We start from the raw sequence: 20,086 nt of genomic DNA on the forward strand, positions 1-20,086 counted from the left end.
CGCGCTCAGCCCGTGTAGGTGTCGACCTTCAGGATCTCGACGGGGATCTCCCGGCCATTGGGCGCGGTGTAGGTCGTGGACTCGCCGACCTTCAGGCCCAGGATGGCCGCGCCGAGGGGCGACGCCTCGCTGTAGACGTCGAGGTCGGACCCGGTGGCGATCTCGCGGTTGCCGAGGAGGAATACCTCTTCGCCGCCCGCCACCACGGCGGTGATGACCGTGCCGGACTCGACGATGCCGCGGCTCGGCGGCGCCTCGCTGACGGTCGCGTCCTTCAGCAGCTGCTGAAGGGTGCGGATGCGGGCCTCCTGCTTGCCCTGCTCGTCCTTCGCGGCGTGGTAGCCGCCGTTCTCCTTGAGGTCGCCCTCTTCGCGAGCGGCCTCGATGCGCTTGGCGATCTCCTCGCGGCCCGTGGTCGACAGGTGCTCGAGTTCGGCGGCGAGGCGGTCGTACGCCTCCTGCGTGAGGAAGGTGGCGGGGGCGTCGCTGGACACGTCAACTCCTGGGTTTCGGCCGGTGACCGGCTGGCGGGAACATACGCAAACGCCCCGGCATCGGCCAGGGCGTCATGTTCGTCGAGTCCCGAAAGACTACGTCACCCAGCAGGAGTTGACCAAACCCGTGGTGGCCGGCGCAACGGTCGGAATCGTCTCGCGGAAGGCCCGCGTGTGCTGATCGGCCGCGGGGATCTCCACCACGCGGAACCCCACGACGCCGTGCTCCTCGTCCTGTGCCTCGAGCGCGCACGCGACGGATCGCCCGCTGGGGATCGAGATCTGGAACGACACCGTCACGCCGCTGTCGTCGATCGTGTACGCCGTGCCTTCGGCCTGCACGTCGTCGAGGGTGGCCGCGACGGTGATCCAGGCGAAGCCGCCGATGATGACGGCCGCGATGGCGATGATGATCGCCCGCGTCCACGTCTGACGCGGCGTGCGGACGCGTCCGTACCGGTCATCGAGCGTGTCTGAGGTGGTCATGGCGTGTCCGGGGCGTCGGGGCGGTCGTGGGGCCGAATAGGCTGGAACTCCAGGCTAAGCGCTTCCCACCGGAACGAGGACCCCATGCACGCCCTGATCGACCGGATCGCCACCGCCGTCACGCCGTCGCCGGAGCAGACCGTCGACCCGGTGCTGGTGACGCCCGGCCCGTGGGGCTTCGTCGCCATCGCCTTCCTCACGCTCGCGGTCATCGCGCTGATCTGGGACATGCTCCGCCGCATCCGGCGCGGCCGCTATCGCGCCGAGGTCAACGAGGAGCTGGACGCCGAGGAGCAGGCCGCCCGGGCGGAGCTCGCCACCGACGCCGACGCGCAGGACATCGACGAGACGCTCTCGGCGGAGGGCGACACGGACGCCGACACGCCTCGCCGGTGAGGTGGACAGGCCGGGAGAACCCGGCCAGCCCCGGCTGACTCAGCCGTGGAGGCCCAGCGAGGGGCTCAGCGGCTTCAGGGCGATGAGCAGGCACGCCGTCCAGTGGCAGAGGAACGCCAGGACGGTGCACACGTGGAAGATCTCATGGAAGCCGAAGTGGCCCGGCCAGGGGTTCGGCCGCTTCATCGCGTAGACGATCGCCCCGCCGGTGTACAGCAGCCCGCCGACGATGACCAGCGCCATCATGACCGGGTTCACGGCGAACAGGTCGGCGAGGTACATGACCGCCGCCCACCCGAGCGCGAGGTACAGCGCCACATACAGCCAGCGCGGGGCGCCGATCCAGAAGACCCGGAACAGGATGCCCAGGAACGCCCCCGACCAGACCAGGATCAGCAGCAGCGTGCCCTTCTCCGGGGGCAGGGCGAGCACGGCGATCGGGGTGTAGGTGCCGGCGATGAGCAGCAGGATGTTCGCGTGGTCGATCCGCTTGAGGATCGCGCGCGTGAGGGGCTTCCACGTGAAGCGGTGATACAGGGCCGAGTTGCCGAACAGGAGCAGCGAGGAGGCCATGAAGACGGCAGCCGCCCACTTGGCCGGCGCGCCCTGTGCGACGGTGATGAGCACGATGCCCGCGACGATCGCGACGGGGAAGGTCCCCGCGTGGATCCAGCCTCGCCACGTCGGCTTCACCTCGTCCTGCGCGAGGACCGAGGAGGCCTCCAGCAGGGGGAGCTGCGGCATCTCGGCGCCGTCGTCGAGCTGCTCGCGGGAAGTCATGGTGACGAGGATACGCCGCGCGACATGCCGCCTCGGGCACCTGCCGGCCACTGCCGGGGGACTGCGGGCCCCGCGGGCCGCTGCCGTGCCCCTGCCGGACGCCCCGGGCGGTTCCCCGGCGGGCGCGGTAGGTTGTACCGGTGACGAGCGTCTCGGCGAATGAGGGCAGGGGACCCCTCTATCGGCTCTACATCAACCGCCTGCGTCGGCGCATCTCGCCGGACGTCGTGCCGCATCACGTCGCGATGATGATCGACGGCAACCGCCGGTGGGCGCGCCAGCTCGGCTACGAGACCGCCGCGCACGGACACCGCGCCGGGGCGGCCAAGATGCACGAGTTCCTCGAGTGGTGCGACGCCGTCGGCGTCGAGGTCGTCTCGCTCTACCTGCTCTCGACCGACAACCTCACCAAGCGCGACTCGCGGGAGCTGTCCGATCTCATCGAGATCATCGCCGACCTCGCCGACGAGCTCTCGCGCGACCGCGACTTCCGCGTGCAGCACGTCGGCCGGGCTGATCTGCTGCCGCCCGAGCTGGCTCGGTCGCTCGCCGAGGCGCAGGAGCGCACGCGCGACCACACCGGACTGCACGTGAACCTCGCCGTCGGCTACGGCGGCCGCAGCGAGATCGTCGACGCGGTGCGCAGCATCATCGCTCAGCACGACCGCGACGGCGGCTCACTCGAGGAGCTGGCGGCCAGCCTCACCCCCGAGCAGATCGGCGAGCACCTCTACACCGGCGGGCAGGCCGACCCCGACCTCGTCATCCGCACCTCCGGCGAGCAGCGCCTGAGCGACTTCCTCCTCTGGCAGTCCGCGCACTCCGAGTTCTACTTCGTCGAGGCGCTCGGCCCCGACCTGCGCGAGGTCGACTTCCTCCGCGCCATCCGCGACTTCGGCTCGCGCCATCGCCGCTACGGCAGCTGACCCAGGACGTTCACACGGCCGTAACCTGCCGTCAGCGTGTCGCGGTGGCCGGTGTCGGCGCCTCCACGTACGTTCATCACAACGGGCAAGGCGCCCGTCGGGTCGGCCGTTCGGATCGCGACTCGTGACCCAGGTCGACTCGTGACTGCCGGGAGACATCCCGGGTCGGGAGTGGGTCATGACCACACGAGCAGCACAGCAGCAGCAGAGCCGATTCGACCAGGACCACAGCGCCACGGACCTCCGCACCTACGTGCTGGACACCTCCGTCCTGCTGAGTGATCCGCGGGCGTTCTTCCGCTTCGCAGAGCACTCCGTCATCATCCCGGTCGTGGTCATCACGGAGCTCGAGGGCAAGCGCCACGACCCGGAGATCGGCTACTTCGCCCGGCAGGCGCTGCGTCACCTCGACGAGCTGCGCGTCGAGCACGGCCGACTCGATTTCCCGGTCCCGGTGGGGGAGGGCGGCACGCTCCGCGTCGAGCTCAACAACACCGACGCGTCGGTGCTCCCCTCGGGCATGCGCCTCGGGGACAACGACAGCCGCATCCTCGCCGTGGCCATGCATCTGGCCTCCGACGGCCAGGAGGTGACGGTCGTCTCCAAAGACCTGCCGATGCGCGTGAAGGCCGCGTCGCTCGGCATCACCGCCGAGGAGTACCTCGCGGAGCAGGCCGTCGACTCCGGCTGGACGGGCATCGCCCAGATCGACGTCTCCGGCGACGAGATCAGCGACCTCTACGAGAGCGACGTCGCGATGAGCGACGACGTGCGCGGGCTGCCGATCAACACGGGCCTGGTCATCCACTCCGAGCGGGGCTCCGCCCTCGGCCGGGTCACCGGCGACGGCGCGTACAAGCTCGTCCGCGGCGACCGCGAGGTCTTCGGCCTGCACGGCCGCTCGGCCGAGCAGCGCATCGCGATCGACCTCCTCCTCGACCCGGAGGTCGGCATCGTCTCGCTGGGGGGCCGCGCCGGCACGGGCAAGTCGGCGCTCGCCCTGTGCGCCGCGCTCGAGGCGGTGCTGGAGCGTCAGCAGCAGCGGAAGATCATCGTGTTCCGTCCGCTCTTCGCCGTCGGCGGCCAGGAGCTCGGCTACCTCCCCGGTGACGCGAACGAGAAGATGAACCCCTGGGGGCAGGCCATCTTCGACACCCTCGGCTCGGTCGTGTCCGGCAACGTCGTCGAGGAGGTGCTCGCGCGCGGACTCCTCGAGGTCCTGCCGCTCACCCATATCCGCGGCCGCTCGCTTCACGATGCGTTCGTGATCGTCGACGAGGCGCAGTCGCTCGAGCGCAACGTGCTCCTGACGGTGCTCAGTCGCATCGGTCAGAACTCGCGCGTCGTCCTCACGCACGATGTCGGACAGCGCGACAACCTCCGGGTGGGACGCCACGACGGCATCGCCTCGGTGATCGAGACGCTCAAGGATCACGAGCTGTTCGGGCACGTCACGCTCATGCGCTCGGAGCGCTCCGCGATCGCCGCGCTCGTGACCGAACTGCTGGAGGCGGGGGAGCTCGCCTGAGGCCGACGGAGGGCCGGCCGTAGCATGAGGGGATTCTCATCGCAATAACCCCGTCTGCGGCCGGCGATCTGGGAACATAGAGGTACGGCGGCGATCCCCCATCGTCGTCCGACAGAGATGAAGAGCAGTCGCCCGTCCTCGTGACCCGCGCGACTGACATGGCTCAGAGTCCCCCGCTCTGAAGTCCTACAGCCCCCGACGCCCCCCCAGCGCCGGGGGCTCTTCTCTTTCCCCGCGACCTCGCCTGCGGGACGAGCGGATGCCGCGGCTCGTCAGTCCCAGCGGTAGCCCGCTCCGCGGACCGTGGTGATGTGGTGCGCGCCGAACTTACCGCGGAGGTACCGGACGTAGACGTCCACGACGTTGGACCCCGGATCGAAGTCGAGTCCCCAGACGCGGCTGAGCAGCTGCTCGCGGCTGAGCACCTGACCCGGGTTGCGCAGGAACTGCTCGGCGAGCGCGTACTCGCGCGCCGACAGGTCGATCTCACGGCCTGACACGGTCGCCCGGCGTGCGAGCACATCCAGCGTGACGTCGCCGCGCACGATGGCCATGCTGGGGCTCGCCACCGTCTCGCGCAGCCGCGACCGCACGCGGGCGAGGAGTTCATCGAACGTGAACGGCTTCGAGACGTAGTCATTGGCTCCGGCATCCAGCCCGTCGACCGTGTCGCGGGTGCTGGAACGTGCCGTCAGCATGATCACCGGAACGCTCGATGCCTGTCCGCGCAGGCGGCGCAGCACCTCGAAGCCGTCCATGGTGGGCAGCCCGACGTCCAGGAGCACGAGGTCGACCTCGTCCTCGAGCGCGACCGCCAGCGCCTCCGCGCCGTCCTCCACGACCTGCGCACGGTAGCCCGCGCTCTCGAGGCCCTTCCGTACGAACGAGGCGATGCGCGGCTCGTCCTCCGCGATGAGTATGAACGTCATCCGAACGCCTCTCGCTGCAGGACCACGTCTCCCGCGCGCACCGGCGCGGGGAACTCGGCCGTCACGTGCTCGAGAGGCACGTGGATCGTGAAGATGGCGCCACCGCCGGGGGTGTCGCCGACGGAGCAGTGACCGCCGTGCGCCTTGGTGATGGTCTCGACGATCGCAAGCCCCAGCCCCGACCCGCCCACCGTGCGCTTGCCCTGCGCCCGGTCGAAGCGCCGGAAGATGCGACGGCGCTCCGCGGGCGGGATGCCGGGCCCGTGGTCCTTGACCCAGAGTCGCGCCTCGACGTCATCGGTGACGCTGCCGATCTCGATGGGGGAGCCGGACGGCGTGTACTTGGAGGCGTTGTCGGCCAGCGCCAGCCACGCCTGGAGGAGGCGGTCCTCGTCGCCCAGCACGACGCCGTGCGCACGCTGCTGGACCGACCAGGGGTGGCCGGGGATGACGGCGACGAGCTCGCCGACGCGGTCGGTGAGGTCGTCGACGTCGACCTGCTTCATCGAGTAGTCCTCGCCGTCGACGGCGGCGAGCAGGTCGATGTCCTCCACGAGCCGCGTCATGCGGTCGAGCTCGGCGATGCCGAGGTCGCGCGTGCTGGCGACGTCCTCGACGTCGTGGGGGTCCATGAGCTCGAGATGCCCGCGCACGATGGTGATGGGTGTCTTGAGCTCGTGCCGCACGTCGTCGAGCAGCTGGCGCTGCACGTCGACCGAGCCTTCGAGCCGGTCGAGCATGGAGTTGACGGTGCGGGTCAGGTCGGTGATGTCGTCATTACCCTCGGCCGGCAGGCGCGCGCCGAGGTCGGTCAGCGTGATGGAGTCCGCGGTGTCGCGCAGCCGCTGCAGCGGCGAGAGCAGCCGCCCGGCGACGAACCAGCCGACGACGAGGATCGACAGCAGCACCACGCCGGCGGCGATCGAGTAGGTGATGATCGACGTCGTCACCGGCTGCAGCTCGGCGTCGAGGTCGATGGCGCGCACGTAGATGCCCGTGCGGTCGTCGCCCGGCACCCGGAGCGGGATCGCGATGTAGCGCAGCGATCCCTCGATCGTCTCGGCCGCACCCAGCACGGGCGCCTCGGACCCGGCGGTGCTCGCCATGACGCGGTCGATGAACGACCGGTCGCCCGACACGTCGAAGCCCGTCAGGGTGACCGGGCGGAAAATCGCCCTGCCGTCGACGATCGCGAGCGACGCCTCGTTGCGTGCGGGCACGAGACGGGCGACCACCGCGCGGAGGAACTCGTCGAGGCTCGCGTAGGTCGCGGCATCCAGGGTCTCCGTGGCGATCGGCGTGCCCGACGTGTTCGTCGACGGATCGTCATCGCGCTGACCCGAGACGGCGTCGACGATCGCGACCTGCGATTCGAGCCGGTCGTCGATCTCCTCCAGCACGCGCTCCCGCTGGACGACGAACGTCACGCTGCCCACGATCGCCAGTCCGACGCACGCGACGGCGAGAATGGCTCCCAGGATGCGGACGCGCGCCGAAACGGGTCGAGGCGTGCGGGTCACCCCTCGATTATCGCCCCTTCACGCTCTACGCGACGGACATCATCCCGGATGCGTCATGGAGAGCAGGTCGAGCTTCTCGTCGAGCTGCGCCTCGGTGACCTCGCCGCGCTCCACGTAGCCGAGGTCGACGACCGCCTCGCGCACGGTGATGCCCTTGGCGACGGAGTGCTTCGCGATCTTCGCGGCGGCCTCGTAGCCGATCAGCTTGTTGAGCGGGGTGACGATCGAGGGCGACATGCCGGCCAGTGCCGAGGTGCGCTCGGTGTTCGCCTCGAGACCGGCGACGGTCTTGTCGGCGAGCAGGCGGGTCGCGTTGGCGAGCAGGCTGATCGACTCGAGCAGCGCCGTGCCCATGACGGGGATGGCGACGTTGAGCTCGAAGCTACCCGAGGCGCCCGCCCAGGCGATGGTCGCGTCGTTGCCGATCACGCGTGCGCACACCATGAGGGTCGCCTCGGGGACGACCGGGTTGACCTTGCCCGGCATGATCGAGGAGCCGGGCTGGAGGTCGGGGATGTGCAGCTCGCCGAGTCCGGTGTTCGGGCCGGAGCCCATCCAGCGGATGTCGTTGTTGATCTTGGTGAGCGAGACGGCGATGGTGCGGAGGGCTCCGGATGCCTCGACCAGGCCGTCGCGGTTGGCCTGGGCCTCGAAGTGGTCCTTGGCCTCGGTGATGGGCAGCTCGGTGTCGGCCACGATGAGCTCGAGCACCTTCTGCGGGAAGCCGAGCGGCGTGTTGATGCCGGTGCCCACCGCGGTGCCGCCGAGCGGGACCTCGGCGACGCGGGGGATCACCGACTGCACGCGCTCGATGCCCAAGCGCATCTGACGGGCGTAGCCGCCGAACTCCTGGCCGAGGGTGACGGGGGTGGCGTCCATGAGGTGGGTGCGTCCGGACTTCACGACCGACGCCCATTCCTGCGCCTTCTCCTCCAGCGCCACGGCGAGGTGGTCGAGCGCGGGGATGAGGTCGTCGATGAGCTCCTGCGTGACGGCGATGTGCACCGACGTCGGGAAGACGTCGTTGGAGGACTGCGACGCGTTGACGTGGTCGTTCGGGTGCACCGGCGAGCCGAGGTCGCGGCTCGCGAGGGTCGCCAGCACCTCGTTCATGTTCATGTTCGACGACGTGCCCGAGCCGGTCTGGTAGACGTCGATGGGGAACTGGTCGGCGTACTCGCCCGCGATGATCAGGTCGGCGGCGCGGGCGATCGCGTCGGCGATGGCGCCGTCGAGGGTGCCCAGCTCCTTGTTGGCGAGGGCGGCGGCCTTCTTGATCCGCGCCAGCGCCACGATCTGCGCCGACTCCAGCGGATCGCCCGAGATCGGGAAGTTCTCCACGGCGCGCTGCGTCTGCGCAGCGTAGAGCGCGTCCTTCGGGACGCGCACCTCTCCCATGGTGTCGTGCTCGATGCGGTAGTCGGTGTCGGTCACGTCGTCGTTCCTCCTGTGTGTACGGCGTTCAGGCGTTCGCGTCGCTCGCGTCGCCCACGATGATGCTGGGGACGGCGGTGCCCTCCCCGAGACGGTAGTTGGCCCCGACGATCGCGACGCGGCCGTCGGCGACGGCCTCGCTGATCAGCTCGGAGGAGCGCAGCAGCTCCGTGACCGTCGCCCGCAGGTGCTCGAGGCCGACCGCGTCGGCGTCGATCGCATCGGAATGCAGCCCCTCGTCGGCACCGCGGCGGATGACCCGGCGGACGGCCGGGACGATGGGGGCGATCTGACGCCAGATGTACGCGGGAAGCGTGGGCGCGTCGACGCCGGTGCTCTCGATCGCCGCGCCGACGGCGCCGCAGGCGTCGTGGGCGAGCACCACGATGAGCGGCACCTCCAGCACCGCGACGGCGTACTCGAGGCTGCCGATCACCGAGTCGGAGATGACCTGACCGGCGTTGCGCACGACGAAGAGGTCGCCGAGTCCCTTGTCGAAGATGATCTCGGCCGCGAGACGGGAGTCCGAGCAGCCGAAGAGCGCCGCATCCGGTCGCTGACCCGACGCGAGCTCTGCGCGGCGCTCGACATCCTGTCGGGGATGCTGCGGCTCGCCGGCGACGAAGCGGGCGTTGCCGCGCTGCATCTCCGCCCAGACCTCGGCGGGGGTCGGCCTGACGTCGATCATCTCGCTCCTTCCTGCAGCCGGCGCACCTCGCCGGCGACACCCTCCGCGGCCGTGGCCAGCGAGGCGTCGTCGGTGGCGCCGTAGATCAGCACGATGTCGGTCCCGGCCTGCACGCTGAGCGCGGCGGTCACGTTCCCCGACGCGCCGGAGTCGTCGAAACGGTAACGGTCCCACGTGACGCCGCCGTACTCGACGGTCCCGTCGGGACGACCGCCGGTGAGGGTGCGCCCCGGCCAGCCCGCATCGGCGTCGAAGCCCTGCGCGACGCGGAGGTAGCCGGCGTCTTCTCCGGGGACGTAGACGACGGTCCACGCCTCCACGTCGCCGCCCTCGATCTCTGCGACGTTCACGCGCCAGTCGGTCGGCACGACGGGGGCGATGACGATCCGCCCTCTGCTGGCACCGAGGTCGCCGGCGACGGCGGCGACGTCGATGGACGGCTGCGGCGGCGGGCCTCCGCGCGGGACGGCGAAGATCACCACCGCCACGACGGCCAGGGTGATGAGCAGTGCGGCGATGAGATTGCGGGCGGTCTGGCTCGACCGGTATATGCGGGAGGACTCGGCCTTGCGGTCGGCCTGCTCGCCGGGCGTCTCGGGGCGTCCCAGCTCGGCGACGATCCGCGGGGGGCGGGCCATCATCGCTCCGTGTCGCCGGCGGCCTCGCGCGCCGCGTCGAGGCGGCGCTTCGCGCCGACGAGCCACTCCTCGCAGCGCGCCGCGAGCGCTTCTCCGCGCTCCCACAGAGCGAGGGACTCCTCGAGGGTGGGAGCTCCCTGCTCGAGTTCGGCGACGACCCTCACGAGCTCGTCGCGGGCCTGCTCGAACGACAGCGACGACGCGGGAGACACACCCTCGGTCGTAGCGGACATGCCGTCCAGTCTATGCCGTGCCGACCGGGCTCATCCGTCGCCCGACGCGCCGTCGCCCTCCGCGATCTCGCCCTCGGAGCGGGCAGCGATGGAGCCACGCCCCACCGTGACGGTGAGGCGCGCGCCGGCGGGAGCCTGCGCGGCGTCACGGACGATGACCCCGTCCGCGAGGTGCGCGATGGCATAGCCGCGGGCGAGGGTCGAGGCGGGGGAGAGGGCGCGGAGCGTCGCCCGCAGCTCGGCGGCGCGCCGGGTCTCGGCATCCCACCGACGGCCGATGATGTCGCGGCCGCGGCTCACCTGCATCCACAGCTGCTGCGCGCGCTGGTCGAGCATGCCGGCGGGGTTGCGCAGCGCCGGGCGGGAGCGCAGCTGCTCGAGGTGCGCGATGTCGGTGGTGACCCGCTGGGTCAGGCGCATGGTGAGGCGCGAGCGCAGCTGGGCGACGATCGCGCGCTGCTCCGCGACATCCGGCACGACTCTCTTGGCCGCGTCGGTGGGGGTCGAGGCGCGGAGGTCGGCCACGTCGTCCAGCAGCGGGCGGTCGTTCTCGTGCCCGATCGCGCTCACCACCGGGGTCGAGGCGGCCGCGACCGCGCGCAGCAGCCGCTCGTCGCTGAAGCCCAGCAGGGTCTGCGGGTCGCCGCCGCCGCGGGCGATGACGATCACGTCGACCTCGGGGTCGGCATCCAGCGCCTTCAGCGCGCCGATCGTCTCCGGCACGCAGCGGTCGCCCTGGACGGCGGCGTAGGCGGTGCGGAAGCGCACCTGCGGCCAGCGCAGCTCCGCGTTGCGACGGACGTCCTTCTCCGCGTCGGACTTCTCGCCGGTGATCAGGCCGACCACCGTCGGGAGGAAGGGCAGCGCGCGCTTGCGGGCCGGATCGAACAGGCCCTCGGCGCGCAGGGCCACGCGCAGGCGCTCGAGCTTCTCGAGCTGGTCGCCCAGACCCACGTGGCGCATGGCCGAGACGGCGAAGGTGAAGTCTCCGCTGCGCGGGAAGTAGTCGGCCTTCACGCAGGCGATGACGTGGTCGCCGACGGCGAGGTCGTCGGCCAGGCGCTGACGCGTGCTCGACCAGAGCCGGAACGAGATGGTGGCGTCGGTGCTGCCGTCCTTCAGCCGGCCGAAGACGTTGCCGCCGCGCACGTTCCACGACGTGATCTCGCCCTCGACCCACACCGAGCCCCACTTCTCGATGAAGCCGCGGATCGTGTCGTTGAGCCGCGAGACCGAGGTGGGGGAGGCGGGGGCGGAGTCGCGCGGGTGCACCGAGTCGGGCGGAGGCGGCTGCCCCGGCACGGTGTCGGGCTGGAACGTCGTCACGCTTCTCCTCGTGGTGGGCGGTGCGACCCGCGGAAGCCGCCTCTCGGCCGGCGCACGGGAGCGCCCCGGTAGAATCGAGAGGTGAGCACACCGGCCGTACGAATGCCCGTTCCCCGCATTCCCCGGCGGCGCGAGCGCCTCCAGGATAACGCCGTCGAAGGACGCAAGCGGATCCTGCTGGCCTCCCCCCGCGGATACTGCGCGGGTGTCGACCGCGCCGTCGTCGCTGTGGAGAAGGCGCTGGAGCGCTACGGCGCGCCCGTGTACGTGCGCAAGCAGATCGTGCACAACATCCACGTGGTGTCCGAGCTCGAGGCCAAGGGCGCCATCTTCGTCGACGAGGTCGACGAGGTGCCTCAGGGGTCGCACGTCGTCTTCAGCGCGCACGGCGTCTCGCCCGCGGTCGTGAACGCCGCGGCGGATCGCTCGCTGCAGGCGATCGATGCCACCTGCCCGCTCGTGACCAAGGTGCACCGCGAGGCGGTGCGGTTCGCGCGCGACGACTTCGAGATCCTCCTGATCGGCCATGAGGGCCACGAAGAGGTCGAGGGCACCGCCGGCGAGGCGCCGGAGCACGTGACCGTCGTCAACTCGCCGGAGCACGCCGACGTCGTCGAGGTGCGCGATCCCTCCCGCGTGGTGTGGCTCTCGCAGACCACCCTGTCGGTGGACGAGACCATGGAGACGGTGCGCCGTCTCCGCGCGCGCTTCCCCGAGCTGCAGGATCCGCCGTCGGATGACATCTGCTACGCGACCCAGAACCGCCAGGTCGCCATCAAGAAGGTCGCCACGGACGCCGATCTGGTGATCGTCGTCGGTTCTGCGAACTCCTCCAACAGCGTGCGGCTCGTCGAGGTGGCGCTGGAATACGGCGCCAAGGCGGCCTACCGCATCGACTACGCCGATGAGATGCGCCAGGAATGGCTCGACGGCGTCCGCACGGTGGGCGTCACCAGCGGCGCCTCCGTGCCCGAGGTGCTCGTCCAGCAGGTGCTCGAGGAGCTCGCCGGTGCCGGCTACGGCGACGTCGAAGAGGTGCGCACCGCCGAGGAGGACCTCCAGTTCTCGCTGCCGAAGGAACTGCGATCGGATGCCGCGGGCCGGCGTGACGAGCGCGCCCTGGGTGGGCGGACGCGGGCATGACCGATCAGCCTCGCGGCGACGCGCGGCCGCAGCCCCTCTACGGCCAGTACGCGACGCCGGAGGAGCAGCGCGCGCGCATCGCCCAGCCCGACGCGACGTACGCCCTGGACACCGGTCAGGCGCCGGAGCTCATCGAGTCCGCCCGGCCCGCCCCCAGCGCGGCGGCCTCGGTCGCCCCCGCGACCGCGGCAGCCCGCCGCCGCGTGGACATGATCGTCACCCTCGTGCTGCTCGGGTACGGGCTCGTCAACGTGGTGGTGACCGCCGTCCAGCTGAGCGACTTCCCGGCGTTCGCGCAGGAGTTCATGCGCGTCGCGGGCATCGACGGCACGTTCACGAACTATGCCCAGGGCCAGCTGTGGAGCACGATCGGCGCCGTCGCCTACGCGGCCGTCTACCTCGCGGTCGTGCTGGTCGTCGTGCTGCTGTTCCGGCGGGGGAGACGCACGTGGTGGGTGCCCCTCACCGGCGCCGTCCTCGCGTTCGTCCTGCTCACCGTCTGCCTGACCTGCGCCCTCATCGGAGATCCGGCCATCATGGGCTACTTCCTGCGCGCCTCCTGAGACGCGTGCGGCAGCGATGGAGCGGGGGCCGCGGCATCCGGTGAACCATTTCCCGTTCCGCCTCGTGTTGTCCTCGAGGAGGTCGTGATGCCCCGCGATGACGACGCGCGCCTCGTGGCGCTCTACGACGCGCACGCCGCGCACATCCAGCGCTACGTCGTGAGCCTCACCGGCGACCACGCCGGCGCCGACGACGTGGTGCAGGAGACGCTGCTGCGCGCCTGGCGTACGCCGCGGATCATGGCCGACCGCCCGGAGACGACGCGGTCGTGGATGTTCACCGTCGCGCGCAACCTCGTCATCGACGAGGCCCGCAGCGCGCGCCGCCGTCACGAGCACGTCACCGCCGAGACGCCGGAGCGCGCGGCCGCCGACCGGACCGACGCGATCCTCGAGACGATGCTGGTGGAGGACGCGCTCGCGAGCCTCGGGCCGGACCACCGCGGGGTGGTGGTGCGCGCCTACTACGGCGGCCGCAGCGTGCGGGAGATCGCCGACGAGCTCGACATCCCCGAGGGGACCGTCAAATCACGGCTGCATTACGGCCTGCGCGCCCTGCGCCTGGCCCTGCAGGAGAAGGGGGTGACACGATGAACGCCGATCACGAGCGCTTCGCGGAATGGGATGCGGCCTACGTCCTCGGGTCGCTGAGCCCCGCGGACCGCCGCGCGTTCGAGGCCCACCTGGAGGGGTGCGACGTGTGTCGCACCGCCATCGCCGAGCTCGCCCCGGTCACGGGGCTGCTGTCGCGGGTCGACGCCGATCACGCGCTCACCATGCTGTCGGCCGATGCCGTAGCGGTGGACGCCGCCGCCGGGCGCGACGCGCTGATTCGACGAGGACAGGCCGACACCCGTCGTCGGCGGCGGCTGCGGTGGGGCGTGTTCGCCTTGGCCGCGGCGCTGCTGGTCGTCGCCGCGATCGCCGTCCCGGCGGCGATCTCGTCGCAGACGCCGCGACTCGAGACGGTGGCCTTCGAGAAGCTCGTGGATGCGCCCATCACGGCGTCGGTGGAGCTCGACCCGGTGGAGTGGGGCACGCGCATCGACCTGGACTGCGCCTACGGCAGCGGAGGCGACGTCGAGCCGCCGGCGGACGGGTGGCCCTACGCCCTGGTGGTCACGGGGCAGGACGGCACCGAGTCCGAGGTGTCGAGTTGGCGGTCGTGGCCCGACAGCCACGCCTGGGTGACGGCGGGCACCGCGCTCGGCCGCGATCAGATCAAGAGCATGGAGATCCGCTCGATGACCACCGGGGCGGTGCTCATGCGCGCGGAGGTCGACGGGCGCTGACACGCCGTCGGCCGCTGCGCGCTCGGTGGCCGCCGGTGCTGGTAGGGACGACGAAGCCCGGCCCCCTCTGCGGAGGACCGGGCTTCGTGCTGTCTGCTGTCGGCTGTTCTGCGTCAGCTCTTCGACTGGCCGTGCGAGCCGAGCTGCTGCGTGGCCTGCACGACGCGGGCGGCCATGGCGCTTTCGGCGACCTTGCCCCACGCGCGCGGGTCGTAGGCCTTCTTGTTTCCCACCTCGCCGTCGACCTTCAGGACGCCGTCGTAGTTCTGGAACATGTAGCCGGCGACCGAGCGGGTGAAGGCGTACTGCGTGTCGGTGTCGATGTTCATCTTCACGACGCCGTTGCGCACCGCGAGGGCGATCTCCTCGTCGGTCGAGCCGCTGCCGCCGTGGAAGACGAGGTCGAGGGGCTTCGCGCCGGTTCCGAATTGAGAGGCGATGCCCTCCTGGATCTCGCCGAGGAGCTCAGGGCGCAGCTTGACGTTGCCCGGCTTGTAGACGCCGTGGACGTTGCCGAAGGTGAGGGCGGCGATCCAACGGCCCTGCTCGCCGAGGCCCAGCGCCTCGACGGCCTTCGCGACGTCGGCCGTGGTCGTGTAGAGGGCCTCGTTCGACCCCTCATGCTGCACGCCGTCCTCCTCGCCGCCGACGACGCCGATCTCCACCTCGAGGATCGCGCGGATCGCCTTCATGCGCGGGAGGAGCTCCTTCGCGATCTCGATGTTCTCGTCGAGCGGCACGGCGGACCCGTCCCACATGTGCGACTGGAAGATGGGGTTGCCGCCGTCGGCGACGACCTTCTCCGACTCCGCGATGAGCGGGAGCACGAAGTCCTCGAGGGCCGGCTTCGGGCAGTGGTCGGTGTGCAGCGCGATCGTGACGGGGTAGCTCTTGGCGACCTCGGTGGCGAAGCGGGCGAAGGCGAGCGCGCCGGTGGCGCGTGCCTTGACCGTGTGCCCGGCGAAGTAGTCCGCACCGCCCGTGGTGACCTGGATGATGCCGTCGGAGCCGGCCTCGGTCAGGCCCTGGAGGATCGCGTTGATGCTCTGCGAGCTCGAGGCGTTGAACGCGGGGTAGGCGAATCCGCCCGCCTTCGCGCGGTCCAGCATCTCGGCGTACTGCTCAGGGGTGGCGACGGGCATGTAGGGCTCCTTGCACTGGTGGGACGTCCACGGTCACTCTAGCGAAGGCACCCCTCGCGCCGAGTCGTGCGGAGGCCGTCGTGAGGTCCGGCATGCCCCGGGTGAAAGAATCGCGATTCCTTCGGCGGGCGCGGGTCACTCCGGCCCTCCGGCGGCGGAAGATCGTGGCAGGGTGGGCACCATGGTGAGCATCACAGGCGACATGAGCCCTCTGCATCCCGACCGCAACCTCGCGCTGGAGCTGGTGCGCGCGACCGAGGCGGCCGCGATCCGCGCGGTGCCCTTCATCGGGCGCGGTGACAAGGAGGCCGCCGACGGCGCCGCCGTCGACGCGATGCGGGCCTTCTTCGACACCGTCAACTTCGACGGCACGATCGTCATCGGCGAGGGCGAGAAGGACAACGCGCCCATGCTCTTCAACGGGGAGCGCGTGGGCAACGGCAAGGGACCGAAGGCCGACGTCGCGGTCGATCCGATCGACGGCACCTCGCTGACGGCGGCCGGCCGGCAGAACGCCCTCTCGGTGATCGCCGTCTCCGACGCCGGCACGATGCTCGACGCGTCGACGGTCTTCTACATGGACAAGCTCGTCACCGGCCCCGCAGGCGTCGGCGTGGTCGACATCCGCAACCCCATCGGCGAGAACATCCGCCTCCTGGCCAAGGCGCTGGGCAAGCCGGTCGACGAGATCGTCGTCTCGGTGCTCAACCGTCCGCGTCACGAGCAGCTGATCGAGGACATCCGCGCGGCAGGTGCCGGCACGCGCCTCATGTCCGACGGCGACGTGGCCGGCGGCATCAACGCCGCCCGTCACAACGCCCGCACCGACATGTGCGTGGGCATCGGCGGCAGCCCGGAGGGGATCGTGACGGCCTGCGCGATCAAGGCGCTCGGCGGGCACATCCAGGGGATCCTCTGGCCGCGGGACGACGACGAGAAGCAGAAGGGCGCGGATGCCGGGCTCAAGGTCGACGGCCATGTCTACGAGGCGGACGAGCTCGTCACCGGCAAGAACACGATCTTCGTCGCGACGGGCGTGACTGACGGCCAGCTCGTCGCGGGCGTCCGCCGCGAGGGCGAGTACGTCTACACGGAGAGCGTCGTGCTGCGCAACGCCTCGGGCACCCTCCGCCGGATCAGCTCGGAGCACCTCGCCTCCAAGTGGCTGTGAGGCCGCGACAGCCCGTGCGCTGACTCCCGGGCTCGAGGTCGGCGCAGTACTCGGCCCTGTCTCCGACGTCTCATGACGGGACACGTCCTGCGTCCCGTCACGGGGCGGCTCCGGCGGTTCGCGGCGTGTCGGCGGCTGCGGCCTGATCTTCAGGGTTGTCTGGCACAATCGCTTGTGGAGTCGATGAGGACGCTGAATCCGAGGATCTCGAGGAGATGGATGATGTCCGCACAGCTGAATGGCTCTGCACCCCAGACGGGCGCACAGGCCGTGATCGCCGATGCGATCGATCCCGCCCGTCGCCCCGATGTCCTCTTCCGCGTCCGTCGTGACGAGGGTCACCAGGCCAGCGCGTGGTGGATGATCGGCGCCTTCGTCGGCGTCTCGCTGGCCGTCATCGCCCTCCTCAGCTTCGTCCCCGGCGGCGCCGGGGTCTGACCCTCAGTCTTCCGCGCCCAGCCGTTCGCGCAGGGCGCCCACGTCGGCGCCCGTCTCACGGTCGATGCCCTCGAGCATCTCCGGTGCGACGAGGTGACGCGGCGACTTCTCGATGAGCGCCGGTGAGTCCAGCGCGTCGAGGCGCGTCTGATCGATTCCGGGGAACTTCCGCGCGGTGACGAGCACGCGGGACTCGAGCGTTCCCGCGAACCTGTTGTAGCTCTCGACCGTCCGCTCGAGCGCCCGGCGCAGGTCATCGGCGTGTCCGGCGAGGCCCGACAGCCGGTCGTACAGCTGGGTGCCGAGCTCGAAGAGCGAGCGTGCTTCGCGCGAGACGTCCTGCTGGGTCCACGTGTAGGCGACGGTCTTCAGCACCGCCCAGAGGTTCACCGGCGACGCGAGGGCAACGCGACGGCCGAACGCGTGGTCGAGCAGCGACGGGTCTTCCTCGAGCGCCGCGGCAAGGAGCGACTCGCTGGGGATGAAGCACACGACGAATTCAGGGCTCGAATCCAGGCCCGCCCAGTACGTCTTCTTCGCCAGCGCGTCCACGTGCGCGCGGACCGCCCGCACATGGCGCTCGAGCAGAGTGCGCCGCCGCGCCGCCTCCTCGCCCTGGGCGGTCAGCGGAATCGCCGACGCCTCCAGGTAGGCGTCCAGCGGCACCTTGGCGTCGATCGCCAGCGCCTTGCCGCCCGGAAGGCGCACCACCATGTCTGGGCGACCGGCTCCGGCATCCGTCGTGATCGACGTCTGGGTGTCGAAGTCGACGTAGCGCGCGAGGCCTGCAGCCTCGACCACGCGTCGCAGCTGCGTCTCGCCCCACACCCCCCGCGTCGCACCCGATCGCAGCGCACCGGCGAGTGACTCCGTGGTCGCGCGCAGCGCCTCGCCCGACGCGTGGGCGAGGCGCAGCTGCTCGGCGACCGCGCCGAACTGGGCGTGGCGGTCGCGCTCGAGCACGTCGACCTTGTGCTGCATGGACTGAAGCGCATCCTGCACGGGGGCCAGAGCCCGCAGCACCGACTGCTCGCGCCGTTCGCGCTCCTCGCGCGCAGCCTGGTCGGCGCGCACCTGGCCCAGCAGATCCCGGGAGCGCTGCTCCTGCCTTTCGAGCTCGGCGCGCAGCCCATGCCCGGCCGCCTCGGACGCCGCGAGACGGGCCGCGAGGTCGGCGGTCCCACGGGCGCCGCGCGCCGCCGCCCGGGCGGCGCCGGCAGCCCAGCCGGCGAGGAGGCCGGCCGCGAGGCACACGACGGCCAGGAGGGGGAGGAGGAGTGCGTCCATGGCGCCATGCTGGCCGAACCCTCCGACATCGCCCGGACGCGCGCCGAAGGACGGCGTCTGACGGGGAGGACCCCGTCAGGCGACGGCGGCCTGCAGCACGCCGCTGTCCAGGAGCGCGGCGCCGGTGGGGGCGGAGGACTCGAAGAACACCGGGTCGGGCTCGTCGACGCGGATGCGCGACATCTTCACGCCCGCCGATTCGGCGAGAGCCGTGACATCCGCCGCTCCGACCCGGCGCGCGGCGTCGATCATGATGTGCGCGCAGGCGAGCGCGTCGGCGATGGGGTCGTGGTGCACGAAGTCCGCGAAGCCGGCCTCCGCCGCGACGAACGGCAGGCGGTACGACTCGAGCGTGTAGACGTTGCGGGCCACCTGCAGGCTGCACGCGTACCGGTACGGAGGGCAGGCATCGCCGGTCGCCGCGCACGCGCGCTTGAGCACCGCCATATCGAAGCCGGCGTTGTGCGCGACGAGGACGTCGGCACCGGCGAAGGCGACGATGTCGTCCAGCTGCGCACTCCAGGTCTTCGCGTCCACGACGTCGGCGGCGCGGAGACCGTGGATCCCGGTGTTCAGCTCGAAGAAGCGATCGTGTCCGGGAGGAGGCTGGATCAGCCATCCCGCGGTCGCGACGACGCGTCCGTTGCGCACCCGCGCCAGACCGACGGCGCAGGCGGAGGCCGTGCTGGAATTCGCCGTCTCGAAGTCGATGGCGGTGAAATTCAGTGGCACGCTCTCACCCTCACCCGATCTCCGCGCCACCCCGGGAAGGCGCGCCGGTCCGCCCGGACGGCCCGGGCGTGTCGTGGTGGCCCGCGATCTAGGCTCATTCGCATGGTCGACCGGGAGCACATGTCCACGTCGTTCGGGGTGGCAGCCGACGCCTATCAGGCGGGGCGACCCGACTACCCCGCCGCCGCGGTGCGCTGGATGCTGGAGCCGGTCGTCCGCGATGGGGTCAGGGTGCGCGTCGCCGACGTGGGCGCCGGCACCGGCAAGCTCACCCGGATCATCGCGGAGACCGGAGCCGAGGTGGTCGCGGTCGATCCCGACCCCGACATGCTCACCAGCCTGCAGGGACACGTGCGGGGCGTGCCGACCTTCGTCGGGACGGCTGAGCGGATGCCGCTGCCCGACGCCGCCGTCGACGCGGTGCTGCTCGGTCAGGCCTGGCACTGGGTGGACGTGGCGGAGGCGTCGATCGAGATCGGGCGGGTGCTGCGCCCGGGCGGGGTCCTGGGGCTTGTCTGGAACATCAGGGACGAGAGCGTGCCATGGGTGGCCGAGCTCACACGCGTGATGCACGGCAGCCATGCGGAGGAGATGCTGGCCGGCAACGGCGTGCGGGTGGCGCCCCCGTTCGGCGTGCTCGAGACGCAGACGTGGACGTGGACGCGGGTGATCTCGCGGACCGCCCTCCGCGACATGGTGCTCTCGCGCAGCTACATCATCACCGCGACGGATGACGAGCGCGCACGCATCCTCGCCGGCGTCGACGAGCTGTTCACCGCGAACGCCCGCGAGGACGCGGACGGCGGAGAGGTCGTCGACCTGCCCTACCGCACCGAGGCGTTCCGCACGCTCCGGCCGTAGACGCGGGCTCGCCGGGACGCGGGGGCCGCGGTATCCGCTCGTCCTCATCGCCACGGGTGCGTCGCGGCCACCCACGTAG

Annotated in this window: 23 protein-coding genes; 10 read left to right on the forward strand and 13 right to left on the reverse strand. The window is 71.0% G+C overall.

The features are described 5' to 3' along the window. Positions 1-5: 5 nt before the first annotated feature. A complete protein-coding gene (gene greA / locus ABC304_RS11075) occupies positions 6-494 on the reverse strand; it encodes a transcription elongation factor GreA (RefSeq protein ID WP_412930656.1) in 489 nt (162 codons plus the stop codon). Positions 495-590: 96 nt separating this feature from the next. Next, positions 591-980: a DUF4307 domain-containing protein gene (locus ABC304_RS11080; RefSeq protein ID WP_412930657.1), complete on the reverse strand. Its 390-nt coding sequence runs from the start codon at positions 978-980 to the stop codon at positions 591-593. Positions 981-1,064: 84 nt separating this feature from the next. Between ABC304_RS11080 and ABC304_RS11085 the strand changes: the two genes are divergently transcribed. Then, positions 1,065-1,376 carry a hypothetical protein gene (locus ABC304_RS11085; RefSeq protein WP_412930658.1) on the forward strand — a complete coding sequence of 104 codons (312 nt, stop codon included), beginning with the start codon at positions 1,065-1,067 and terminating at the stop codon, positions 1,374-1,376. 39 nt (positions 1,377-1,415) lie between these two features. On the opposite strand, the gene trhA is transcribed toward ABC304_RS11085, so the two are convergent. Continuing rightward, the gene (trhA, locus tag ABC304_RS11090) at positions 1,416-2,120 is read right to left on the reverse strand and encodes a PAQR family membrane homeostasis protein TrhA (RefSeq protein WP_412932915.1); all 705 of its coding nucleotides are present in this window, start codon (positions 2,118-2,120) and stop codon (positions 1,416-1,418) included. A 176-nt stretch (positions 2,121-2,296) separates the two neighbouring features. Here trhA and ABC304_RS11095 point away from each other — a divergent pair, with 176 nt between their 5' ends. Together ABC304_RS11095 and phoH2 are read left to right on the forward strand one after the other, a co-directional pair. Then, positions 2,297-3,082: an isoprenyl transferase gene (locus ABC304_RS11095; protein WP_412930660.1), complete on the forward strand. Its 786-nt coding sequence runs from the start codon at positions 2,297-2,299 to the stop codon at positions 3,080-3,082. A 178-nt stretch (positions 3,083-3,260) separates the two neighbouring features. Next, a complete protein-coding gene (gene phoH2, locus ABC304_RS11100; protein ID WP_412930662.1) occupies positions 3,261-4,610 on the forward strand; it encodes an RNA 5'-3' helicase PhoH2 in 1,350 nt (449 codons plus the stop codon). 272 nt (positions 4,611-4,882) lie between these two features. Here the strand turns inward: phoH2 and ABC304_RS11105 are convergent, their stop codons facing one another. The 7 genes from ABC304_RS11105 to xseA are packed head-to-tail and all read right to left on the reverse strand — an operon-like array spanning position 4,883 to position 11,378. Further along, positions 4,883-5,539, reverse strand: a complete 657-nt coding sequence (locus ABC304_RS11105) for a response regulator transcription factor (RefSeq protein ID WP_412930664.1) — start codon at positions 5,537-5,539, stop codon at positions 4,883-4,885. Next, entirely contained in the window at positions 5,536-7,059 is a 1,524-nt protein-coding gene (locus ABC304_RS11110; protein ID WP_412930665.1) for a sensor histidine kinase, read from the reverse strand. The genes ABC304_RS11105 and ABC304_RS11110 overlap by 4 nt, the downstream gene beginning before the upstream one ends. A gap of 39 nt (positions 7,060-7,098) precedes the next feature. Continuing rightward, positions 7,099-8,493 (reverse strand): class II fumarate hydratase, encoded by a 1,395-nt coding sequence (locus ABC304_RS11115; protein WP_412930667.1) that lies wholly within the window; start codon positions 8,491-8,493, stop codon positions 7,099-7,101. 28 nt (positions 8,494-8,521) lie between these two features. Further along, positions 8,522-9,181: a carbonic anhydrase gene (locus ABC304_RS11120; protein ID WP_412930669.1), complete on the reverse strand. Its 660-nt coding sequence runs from the start codon at positions 9,179-9,181 to the stop codon at positions 8,522-8,524. Continuing rightward, positions 9,178-9,819 (reverse strand): DUF4245 family protein, encoded by a 642-nt coding sequence (locus tag ABC304_RS11125; RefSeq protein ID WP_412930671.1) that lies wholly within the window; start codon positions 9,817-9,819, stop codon positions 9,178-9,180. Before ABC304_RS11125 ends, ABC304_RS11120 begins: the two co-directional genes overlap by 4 nt. After that, the gene (locus ABC304_RS11130) at positions 9,819-10,052 is read right to left on the reverse strand and encodes an exodeoxyribonuclease VII small subunit (protein ID WP_412930673.1); all 234 of its coding nucleotides are present in this window, start codon (positions 10,050-10,052) and stop codon (positions 9,819-9,821) included. Before ABC304_RS11130 ends, ABC304_RS11125 begins: the two co-directional genes overlap by 1 nt. 30 nt (positions 10,053-10,082) lie before the next feature. Continuing rightward, on the reverse strand, positions 10,083-11,378 hold the full coding sequence (gene xseA / locus ABC304_RS11135) for an exodeoxyribonuclease VII large subunit (protein WP_412930675.1): 1,296 nt from the start codon (positions 11,376-11,378) through the stop codon (positions 10,083-10,085). Between the two features lie 102 nt (positions 11,379-11,480). Between xseA and ABC304_RS11140 the strand changes: the two genes are divergently transcribed. From ABC304_RS11140 to ABC304_RS11155, 4 genes are all read left to right on the forward strand, one after another. Further along, positions 11,481-12,521: a 4-hydroxy-3-methylbut-2-enyl diphosphate reductase gene (locus tag ABC304_RS11140; protein WP_412932917.1), complete on the forward strand. Its 1,041-nt coding sequence runs from the start codon at positions 11,481-11,483 to the stop codon at positions 12,519-12,521. Further along, the gene (locus ABC304_RS11145; protein ID WP_412930676.1) at positions 12,518-13,084 is read left to right on the forward strand and encodes a DUF6264 family protein; all 567 of its coding nucleotides are present in this window, start codon (positions 12,518-12,520) and stop codon (positions 13,082-13,084) included. The genes ABC304_RS11140 and ABC304_RS11145 overlap by 4 nt, the downstream gene beginning before the upstream one ends. Positions 13,085-13,171: 87 nt before the next feature. Continuing rightward, a complete protein-coding gene (locus ABC304_RS11150) occupies positions 13,172-13,678 on the forward strand; it encodes a sigma-70 family RNA polymerase sigma factor (protein WP_412930678.1) in 507 nt (168 codons plus the stop codon). After that, a complete protein-coding gene (locus ABC304_RS11155) occupies positions 13,675-14,376 on the forward strand; it encodes an anti-sigma factor family protein (protein WP_412930680.1) in 702 nt (233 codons plus the stop codon). Before ABC304_RS11150 ends, ABC304_RS11155 begins: the two co-directional genes overlap by 4 nt. A 113-nt stretch (positions 14,377-14,489) precedes the next feature. On the opposite strand, the gene fbaA is transcribed toward ABC304_RS11155, so the two are convergent. After that, positions 14,490-15,518 (reverse strand): class II fructose-bisphosphate aldolase, encoded by a 1,029-nt coding sequence (gene fbaA, locus ABC304_RS11160; protein WP_412930682.1) that lies wholly within the window; start codon positions 15,516-15,518, stop codon positions 14,490-14,492. Positions 15,519-15,699: 181 nt separating this feature from the next. On the opposite strand from fbaA, the gene glpX reads away from it, so the two are divergent. Beyond that, positions 15,700-16,689: a class II fructose-bisphosphatase gene (glpX, locus tag ABC304_RS11165; RefSeq protein ID WP_412930683.1), complete on the forward strand. Its 990-nt coding sequence runs from the start codon at positions 15,700-15,702 to the stop codon at positions 16,687-16,689. Positions 16,690-16,911: 222 nt separating this feature from the next. Then, positions 16,912-17,127 carry a UDP-N-acetylmuramyl pentapeptide phosphotransferase gene (locus tag ABC304_RS11170; RefSeq protein WP_127095870.1) on the forward strand — a complete coding sequence of 72 codons (216 nt, stop codon included), beginning with the start codon at positions 16,912-16,914 and terminating at the stop codon, positions 17,125-17,127. A gap of 3 nt (positions 17,128-17,130) precedes the next feature. On the opposite strand, the gene ABC304_RS11175 is transcribed toward ABC304_RS11170, so the two are convergent. Next, positions 17,131-18,414: a DNA recombination protein RmuC gene (locus ABC304_RS11175; RefSeq protein ID WP_412930684.1), complete on the reverse strand. Its 1,284-nt coding sequence runs from the start codon at positions 18,412-18,414 to the stop codon at positions 17,131-17,133. Between the two features lie 75 nt (positions 18,415-18,489). After that, complete coding sequence (locus ABC304_RS11180) at positions 18,490-19,146, reverse strand: 3'-5' exonuclease (protein ID WP_412930686.1); 657 nt, start codon at positions 19,144-19,146, stop codon at positions 18,490-18,492. Between the two features lie 102 nt (positions 19,147-19,248). Between ABC304_RS11180 and ABC304_RS11185 the strand changes: the two genes are divergently transcribed. Further along, positions 19,249-20,007, forward strand: coding sequence for a class I SAM-dependent methyltransferase (locus ABC304_RS11185; RefSeq protein WP_412930688.1), 759 nt, complete (start codon positions 19,249-19,251; stop codon positions 20,005-20,007). Positions 20,008-20,086: the final 79 nt, after the last annotated feature.

It is taken from the genome of Microbacterium jepli (assembly GCF_047237905.1).
In the GTDB taxonomy this organism is placed as follows: domain Bacteria; phylum Actinomycetota; class Actinomycetes; order Actinomycetales; family Microbacteriaceae; genus Microbacterium.

What these genes read in the sequence shown, in the direction of transcription:
- ABC304_RS11080 (WP_412930657.1), bottom strand. Translation starts at nt 980, where the DNA reads ATGACCACCTCAGACACGCTCGATGACCGGTACGGACGCGTCCGCACG.
- ABC304_RS11085 (WP_412930658.1), top strand. Translation starts at nt 1,065, where the DNA reads ATGCACGCCCTGATCGACCGGATCGCCACCGCCGTCACGCCGTCGCCG.
- trhA (WP_412932915.1), bottom strand. Translation starts at nt 2,120, where the DNA reads ATGCCGCAGCTCCCCCTGCTGGAGGCCTCCTCGGTCCTCGCGCAGGAC.
- phoH2 (WP_412930662.1), top strand. Translation starts at nt 3,261, where the DNA reads ATGACCACACGAGCAGCACAGCAGCAGCAGAGCCGATTCGACCAGGAC.
- ABC304_RS11105 (WP_412930664.1), bottom strand. Translation starts at nt 5,539, where the DNA reads ATGACGTTCATACTCATCGCGGAGGACGAGCCGCGCATCGCCTCGTTC.
- ABC304_RS11120 (WP_412930669.1), bottom strand. Translation starts at nt 9,181, where the DNA reads ATGATCGACGTCAGGCCGACCCCCGCCGAGGTCTGGGCGGAGATGCAG.
- ABC304_RS11125 (WP_412930671.1), bottom strand. Translation starts at nt 9,819, where the DNA reads ATGGCCCGCCCCCCGCGGATCGTCGCCGAGCTGGGACGCCCCGAGACG.
- ABC304_RS11130 (WP_412930673.1), bottom strand. Translation starts at nt 10,052, where the DNA reads ATGTCCGCTACGACCGAGGGTGTGTCTCCCGCGTCGTCGCTGTCGTTC.
- ABC304_RS11140 (WP_412932917.1), top strand. Translation starts at nt 11,481, where the DNA reads ATGCCCGTTCCCCGCATTCCCCGGCGGCGCGAGCGCCTCCAGGATAAC.
- ABC304_RS11145 (WP_412930676.1), top strand. Translation starts at nt 12,518, where the DNA reads ATGACCGATCAGCCTCGCGGCGACGCGCGGCCGCAGCCCCTCTACGGC.
- ABC304_RS11150 (WP_412930678.1), top strand. Translation starts at nt 13,172, where the DNA reads ATGCCCCGCGATGACGACGCGCGCCTCGTGGCGCTCTACGACGCGCAC.
- ABC304_RS11155 (WP_412930680.1), top strand. Translation starts at nt 13,675, where the DNA reads ATGAACGCCGATCACGAGCGCTTCGCGGAATGGGATGCGGCCTACGTC.
- fbaA (WP_412930682.1), bottom strand. Translation starts at nt 15,518, where the DNA reads ATGCCCGTCGCCACCCCTGAGCAGTACGCCGAGATGCTGGACCGCGCG.
- glpX (WP_412930683.1), top strand. Translation starts at nt 15,700, where the DNA reads ATGGTGAGCATCACAGGCGACATGAGCCCTCTGCATCCCGACCGCAAC.
- ABC304_RS11170 (WP_127095870.1), top strand. Translation starts at nt 16,912, where the DNA reads ATGTCCGCACAGCTGAATGGCTCTGCACCCCAGACGGGCGCACAGGCC.
- ABC304_RS11175 (WP_412930684.1), bottom strand. Translation starts at nt 18,414, where the DNA reads ATGGACGCACTCCTCCTCCCCCTCCTGGCCGTCGTGTGCCTCGCGGCC.
- ABC304_RS11185 (WP_412930688.1), top strand. Translation starts at nt 19,249, where the DNA reads ATGGTCGACCGGGAGCACATGTCCACGTCGTTCGGGGTGGCAGCCGAC.